This window comes from Nocardia sp. NPDC051832, from assembly GCF_040681285.1.
In the GTDB taxonomy this organism is placed as follows: Bacteria; Actinomycetota; Actinomycetes; order Mycobacteriales; family Mycobacteriaceae; genus Nocardia.
This window is the reverse complement of record NZ_JBFAYL010000007.1, coordinates 60,049-66,929: the sequence shown is the minus strand read 5'-3', so window position 1 is coordinate 66,929 and position 6,881 is coordinate 60,049. Positions and strand designations below refer to the sequence as shown.

At 65.7% G+C, this 6,881-nt stretch carries 6 protein-coding genes and 1 pseudogene; 1 reads left to right on the top strand and 6 read right to left on the bottom strand.

What is annotated here, in order from left to right:
• A pseudogene (locus tag AB0M14_RS34505) lies at positions 1 to 766 on the bottom strand (hypothetical protein); the annotation flags it as partial.
• A gap of 593 nt (positions 767 to 1,359) precedes the next feature.
• On the opposite strand from AB0M14_RS34505, the gene AB0M14_RS34500 reads away from it, so the two are divergent.
• Positions 1,360 to 2,052 (top strand): nitroreductase, encoded by a 693-nt coding sequence (locus tag AB0M14_RS34500; protein WP_365003237.1) that lies wholly within the window; start codon positions 1,360 to 1,362, stop codon positions 2,050 to 2,052.
• Between the two features lie 5 nt (positions 2,053 to 2,057).
• On the opposite strand, the gene AB0M14_RS34495 is transcribed toward AB0M14_RS34500, so the two are convergent.
• The 5 genes from AB0M14_RS34495 to AB0M14_RS34475 all read right to left on the bottom strand — a co-directional run bounded on the left by AB0M14_RS34495 (position 2,058) and on the right by AB0M14_RS34475 (position 6,776).
• Positions 2,058 to 2,516: a helix-turn-helix domain-containing protein gene (locus AB0M14_RS34495; RefSeq protein WP_365003235.1), complete on the bottom strand. Its 459-nt coding sequence runs from the start codon at positions 2,514 to 2,516 to the stop codon at positions 2,058 to 2,060.
• Positions 2,517 to 2,612: 96 nt separating this feature from the next.
• Entirely contained in the window at positions 2,613 to 4,061 is a 1,449-nt protein-coding gene (locus AB0M14_RS34490; protein WP_365003232.1) for a carboxyl transferase domain-containing protein, read from the bottom strand.
• A 123-nt stretch (positions 4,062 to 4,184) separates the two neighbouring features.
• Complete coding sequence (locus tag AB0M14_RS34485) at positions 4,185 to 5,435, bottom strand: KasA/KasB family beta-ketoacyl-ACP synthase (protein ID WP_365003230.1); 1,251 nt, start codon at positions 5,433 to 5,435, stop codon at positions 4,185 to 4,187.
• Between the two features lie 10 nt (positions 5,436 to 5,445).
• Positions 5,446 to 5,745 carry a meromycolate extension acyl carrier protein AcpM gene (gene acpM / locus AB0M14_RS34480; RefSeq protein ID WP_194819242.1) on the bottom strand — a complete coding sequence of 100 codons (300 nt, stop codon included), beginning with the start codon at positions 5,743 to 5,745 and terminating at the stop codon, positions 5,446 to 5,448.
• A gap of 116 nt (positions 5,746 to 5,861) precedes the next feature.
• Positions 5,862 to 6,776, bottom strand: a complete 915-nt coding sequence (locus AB0M14_RS34475; protein ID WP_365003227.1) for an ACP S-malonyltransferase — start codon at positions 6,774 to 6,776, stop codon at positions 5,862 to 5,864.
• Positions 6,777 to 6,881: the final 105 nt, after the last annotated feature.

Below are 6,881 nucleotides of genomic sequence, written 5' to 3'. Positions count from 1 at the left end.
CAGTGATCGTCACGATCGGCTTCTCGATGCGGCGCGTGGCCCGGATCGGCTTCTCCACCATCTGATCGGTGACGGTGACGCGCGGCTGCTCGGTGGTACGCGTGACGTTGTACGGCTTCTCGACGACCTGATCGGTGACCGTCACCCGCGGCTGCTCGATCGTGCGGGTCACCTTGACCGGCTTCTCGATGACCTGATCGGTGACCGTCACGCGGGGCTTCTCGGTCGTGCGGGTGAGGTTCACCGGGCGGTCGATCACCTTGTCGGTCACCGTCACCACCGGCTTCTCGGTGGTGCGGGGCAGGTTCACGGGACGGTCGATCACCTTGTCCGTCACGGTCACCACGGGCTTCTCGGTGGTCCGGGTGACGGTGACCGGCTTCTCGATGACCTGATCGGTCAGCTTCACGACCGGCTTCTCGACGCGGCGGGTGACCGAAACCGGCTTCTCCACAACCTGATCCGTCACGGTGACGCGCGGCTTCTCCACCACCCGGCTGATCTTGACCTGCTTCTCACGGACGTCGTCGGTCACGGTGACCACTGGCCGCTCCACCATGCGGCTGACCCGGGCGGGCTTGTCCACAATCTGATCGACGGTATCGACGACCAGCCGCTCGATCACCCGCTCCATCTGCACCGGCTTGTCGACGACCTTCTCGACGGGATGTTCTACCAGGCGCTCCACGGTGTAGGGACGGTCCACCACCTTGTCGTCCACGCGCAACGGTTGACTGAGCGGCTTACGACGTTCGCTGTTGGCCATGATGCCTCCATTGATCAGTTTGTCCCGGCCTTTGCCCGCATCCCCCAGAACTGGGCATTTGAGAAAATCCAGAAATTCTGATTGCGCACTCGGCCATTCAAACACAGATAAAGTCCGTGTCCAGGAAACGTTTTGGCCAACATTCCGCAACCCGTCGTTGTTTCTCGGCTATCCGAAGCACATAAGAATGCATTGAAACTTGGTGCAATGAGTGGGTTTCCGGCAAATGGGGGCTACACCAGGCAGTGTCAAGGTCCGAGGCAATGCCATGATGAGCGGCAGAAGTGGTGGCCAGAGGGCATCTTTCACGCACTTCCGAATTACGTCATTGTCATTTAATGACGATGCAGTTTAACTCGCGCAAAATCGATTGTCGATGGAATTACAAGCATGCAATTAATTGCGCCGAACCAACGCTCGGGCACATATTCCGCTATTAACGAGGCCGAACGTCGGCACCACGCCGTGGCGCTCCGAAAAGAACAGCCGGACAGGCGAACTGGGGGTTCCCGAACGCAACCGGAGCTGCTACGGTCGGTCTCGAAATGGAACTAGTTCCCGGGCCGACCGGGACGACGCAGAGGGGTGGGCCCATGACCGGCCACGACCAGACCGGCGATTTCGCCACCTTGTCCCGGATTCTCGACGACCGCTGGACCTGCCGGCAGTTCCGGCCGGACCCCGTCCCCCGCGCCACCATCGAGCAGCTGCTGCGCCTGGCCCAGCGCTCCCCGTCCTGGTGCAATACCCAGCCCTGGCAGGTCGTGGTGACCGAGGGCGCCGGCACCGACCGCTTCCGCAAGGAACTGCTCGAGCACATCCAGACCGTCGGCGCGGAACCGGATTTCCCGTTCCCGGCGCAGTACACGGGCGCCTACCGGGACCGACGGAAAGCGTGCGGGCTCCAGTTGTACGAGAGCGTCGGCGTCGTCAAGGGCGATCAGGCCGGGACGATGCGTCAGATGGTGCGCAACTTCGAACTCTTCGACGCGCCGCACGTCGCGATCATCACCACCGAGGAGGACCTCGGCGTCTACGGCGCGGTGGACTGCGGGCTCTACATCGGGAACTTCCTGCTCGGCGCGCAAGCCCTGGGGCTAGGGGCGACGCCGCAGGCCGCGCTCGCGACCTACGCGCCGTTCCTGCGCGGCCACTTCGAGCTGCCGGCGCATCGCAAGATCGTCGCGGGCATCTCGTTCGGTTACGCCGACAACGACCACCCGGTCAACGGGTTCCGTACCGCCCGCGCGGAACTGGACGAGGTCGTCACCTGGCGCAACGACTGACCGGACTATCCGGCCTCGGCGCGAAGTCCGGGGCCGGGCTCGGGGGTGATGTCGCGCGCCGTGAGTTCGGTTGCGCAGCAGTCACATTCGAGCTTGATGTGGGCTTCGCCGGTGCAGTCGCGATGCCGGTAATGCACCGGCGGGCCCTCGGGCGCCAGGTAGGCATCGCCCCAATCCCGGATCGCCATCAGAATCGGATAGATGTCGTGCCCTTTGGGCGTGAGCCGGTATTCCTCGTAGGCGCCGACCGCGGCCTTCTGTTTCACCAGGATGCCGTGTTCCAGCAGCCGGTCCAGCCGATCCTGCAACCGCCCGCGGGAGATGCCGAGCGCGCTCTGGAAGGCGTTGAAGCGTCGGATACCGGAGAAGCAATACTTCAGGATCAGCAGTGTCCACCGGTCGCCGAAGATCACCAGCGGCCGTGTGATCGAGCACGGCTCCTCGGCAAGTTCTTCGTAGCGCACGCAGACGATGCTACCGACGGCGGCGCGGGAGTGGCGGAGCAAAAGGATGGGCCCCGGGAATCCCCGGGGCCCATCCTTTCTCGTCTTGCTACCGCATCACAGCGGGATGTTCTTGTGGTGGCTCTTGCGGGCCGGTGCGGCCGCCAGCGCCGCGGCGATGATGCTGCGCGTCTTGGCCGGGTCGATGACCTCGTCCACCACACCGATCGCGACCGCGCGGTCCACACCACCGGCGATCTGCTCGTGCTCGGCGGTCAGGCGCTCGAGTAGCGCTTCCCGCTCCTCCTCGGGCGCCGCGGCCAGGGCCTTCTTGTGCAAGATGCCGACCGCGGCCTTGGCACCCATCACGGCGACCTCCGACCCGGGCCAGGCGTACACCGCGGTCGCGCCCAGCGCGCGAGCGTTCATCGCGATGTAGGCGCCGCCGTAGATCTTGCGGGTCACCAGGGTGACGCGCGGAACGCGGGCCTCGGCGAAGGCGTGCAGCAGCTTCGCGCCGCGGCGCACCACGCCCTCCCACTCCTGCCCGACACCGGGCAGGTAGCCGGGGACATCGGTGACCACGACCAGCGGAATACCGAACGCGTCGCACAACCGCACGAAACGTGCTGCCTTCTCGGCACTTTCGGAGTTCAGGCAGCCGCCGAGCCGGATCGGGTTGTTGGCCAGGACACCGACGGTGCGGCCGCCGAGGCGGCCCAGGCCGGTGACCATGGAGCGGGCGTAGCCGCCTTGCAGTTCCTCGAAGGAACTCTCGGTATCGCCGTCGGGTGAGGAAACATTGTCGAGCAGCTCGTGAATGATCGGCTTCACGTCGTAGGCGCGTTTGGCCGACTCGGGCATCATCGCCTTCAAATCGATGTCGCCGTGCGCGGCCGCGGTCAGATCGAACTCGCCCTGCTCGGCGAACATCGACACCAACCGGCGCGCGCGATGCATCGCATCGGACTCGTCATCGGCCACGATGTGGGTGACGCCGGACTTCTTGCCGTGCGTCTGCGGGCCACCGAGGGTGACCATGTCGACGTTCTCGCCGGTCACCGAGCGCACCACGTCGGGCCCGGTCACGAAGATCCGGCCCTCGGGCGCCATGATCACGATGTCGGTCAGCGCGGGACCGTACGCCGCGCCGCCGGCGGCGAAACCGACGACGACGGAAATCTGGGGAACCAGGCCGGACGCGCGGACCATGGCCTCGAAGACCAGGCCGACCGCGTGCAGGGCCTCGACGCCCTCGGCCAGGCGGGCGCCACCGGAATGCCAGATCCCGACCACGGGGATGGCGGAATCGATGGCGGTGTCGATGGCGTCGACGATGTGCTTGCAGCCCTCCACACCCATCGCGCCACCCATGACGGTCGCGTCCGAGCAGTAGGCCACGGTGCGAACACCGTCGACCTCACCGATCGCGGCGAGCACGCCGGACTTGTCGCGCGGATGCAGCGGCAGCACGGTGCCGGGGTCGAAGAATCGCTGGAGCCGGCCCATCGGATCGCGCGGGTCGGTCGCGGTATCTGGTTGAAACGCGGGCGCCATGATCGTCATCGCGTTTTCTCCTAAGTGATGAATGCGCCGCTACCGCGGCTGCTTATGTCGATCCCCGGTGGGGTCGAGCCACTGATAGGCCCGACCCCGACCGGGGATCGCTGTATGCAGTCGTGCGCGCGGCTATGCGCGACCGAAGGCGAGCGCGACATTGTGCCCACCGAAACCGAAGGAGTTGTTGATCGCGTACTCGATTTCCTGGCGGCGGGCTTCCCCGTGCACCACATCGAGATCGATCTCCGGATCCTGGTTTTCCAGATTCAGGGTCGGCGGAACAATGCCGTCCCGGATCGCGAGCACGGTGAGCACGGACTCGAGGGCGCCGACAGCGCCGATCGAGTGGCCCAGCGCGGACTTCGGCGCGTAGACCGAGGCGTGGTTGCCCACGGCCTTGTTGATCGCGTTCGCTTCGGCGGTGTCGCCGATCGGCGTCGCGGTCGCATGCGCGTTGACGTGGGTGATGTCCTTGCGGGTCAGACCAGCGGTCTGCATCGCCCGGGTCATCGCGCGTGCTGCTCCGTCGCCCGAGGGATCGGGGGCGACCAGATGGAAACCATCGGAGGTGATGCCCGCGCCGAGCAGGCGCGCGTGGATGGTGGCGCCACGTGCCTTGGCGCTCTCCTCGGTCTCGACGACCATGAGCGCGCCGGCCTCACCGAAAACGAACCCGTCACGATCCCGATCGAACGGACGCGAGGCGCCCCGCGGGTCCTCGTTGCGGGTACTCATGGCACGCATCATGGAGAACGCGGCGATCGGAATCGAGTCGATGTAACCCTCGACGCCGCCGGTGACAACCATGTCCGCGTCACCCATGACGATCATGCGCCATGCGTTGGCGATGGCCTCGGAGCCGGACGAGCATGCCGAGACCGGAGTGACCACTCCTGCCCGGGCCTTCAGTTCGAGACCGACCACGGCCGAGGGGCCGTTCGGCATGACCATCTGAACAGCCAGCGGCGAAATCTTGCGGTAGCCACCGGTCTTCAGCTTGTCGACCGAATCGATGAGGGCGTCGCCGCCACCGAGTCCGGTACCGATAGCCACACCCAGCCGCTCCGGATCGATCTCCGGGGAGCCCGCGTTGCGCCAGACCTCGCGGCCCAGCACCAGCGCGAGACGTTCGACATACGCCATACGACGAATCTCGACCCGTTCGAGCAGAGTGTCCGGGTTGACCTTCAGGTGACCGCCGATGCGGACCGGAAGGCCGTATTCCTCGACGAAGGAATCCTCGAGAACGTCGATACCGCTCTCGCCGTTGAGGAGTCCCTTCCACGTCGCATCGACGTCGCCCGCGATCGACGTGGTCGCCGCCATGCTGGTGACGACAACGTTGGGGAAATTCCCGTTCAAGGTGGAAGGAGTGGTCACTGTTTCGGCCCTACTCGGCGTCGAACTTGGCCTTGAGCTCCGCGGCGGCTTCGCTGTTCTCCGCCTCGAGCTTCTGGATGTAGTTGACGGCGTCGCCGACGGTCTTCAGGCTGGCCAGATCCTCGTCCGGGATCTTCACGCCGTACTTGTCTTCGGTCTGGACGGCGATCTCCACCATGGACAGCGAATCGATGTCCAGGTCATCGACGAAGGACTTCTCGACGGTCACTTCAGAGGGTTCGATACCCGTAACCTCTTCGATGATCTTGCCGAGTTCCTCGACGATTTGTTCCTGGGTCAGAGCGGCCACTTGGTGGCTCCCTTCTTGTTTCCTATTGCAGGGTCTTGGAGTGTTTCGTATCGAGCGCGGCGTTGGTTAGCACCGACTCGGTCACAACTGCGCGCAAAACACAGTCGCGGGGAAAGCTAGCCGGAGGTGGTGAACCCGGCCAACGCGGGGAGGTCTTCCGGGGTCTTCAGGGCCAGCGTGGGCGTGCCCTTCAGTTCCCGCTTCGCGATGCCGACCAGCGTGCCCGCCGGCGGCAGTTCCCACACCGCGGAAACTCCGGCGGTGCGGACGGTTTCGGTGCACAGATCCCACCGGACGGGCCGGGTGACCTGGGCCGCGAGCTTCGCGATCGCGTCCTGGCCGGAGCTGACCGGCTTGCCGTCGAAGTTCGACAGCAGGACCCGGGTCGGCTCGTTGGGCACGATCTTGGAGATCGCTTCGGTCACCGCGTCCTGGGCCGGAGCCATGAACGCGGTGTGGAAAGCACCCGCGACGGGCAGGGCGCGCACGCGCGCCTTTTCCGGCGGGTTGGCGGCCAGTTCGGCCAGGGCCTCGAGCTTGCCCGCGGCCACGATCTGCCCGGCCGCGTTGCGGTTGGCCGGAATCAGTTCGAGTTCGGCGAGCCGCTCGAGCACGGTGGCCTCGTCGCCACCGAGCACCGCGGACATGCCGGTCGGCTCGAGCGCGCACGCCTTCGCCATTTCCGCACCGCGGAGCGCGGCCAAGGCTACCGCGTCATCGGCGGAGATGACTCCGGCGACGGCCGCGGCGGCGAGCTCGCCGACCGAATGTCCGGCGACGATGGTATCGGCCGGGACCACATCCTGGCCGATTTCGGAGAACGCCAGCAGCGCGGCGGCGACCACCAGTGGCTGGGTGACGGCGGTGTCGGTGATCTCCTCGGCCGTCGCGGTGGTGCCGAGACGAATCAGATCCAGGCCGGAAGCCAGGGACCAAAGGGCGAGGCGATCGTTCGCGCCAGGAAGGTCGAGCCAGGGCGCGAGCATGCCGGGTGTCTGGGACCCCTGTCCAGGGGCGAACAAAGCGATCACGCCTCTAAGAAAACACTGTGGGCCGGGTCTCGAGAGATGTCGACGCGAATGAAGGTTTGAGAAGGCTTTTGTGGGGGTCCCACAAAAGCCCTAGTGGGTTGTCCC

Excerpts from the sequence above, each read along its gene's own strand:
- AB0M14_RS34500 (WP_365003237.1), top strand. The coding sequence starts at position 1,360 with ATGACCGGCCACGACCAGACCGGCGATTTCGCCACCTTGTCCCGGATT.
- AB0M14_RS34490 (WP_365003232.1), bottom strand. The coding sequence starts at position 4,061 with ATGACGATCATGGCGCCCGCGTTTCAACCAGATACCGCGACCGACCCG.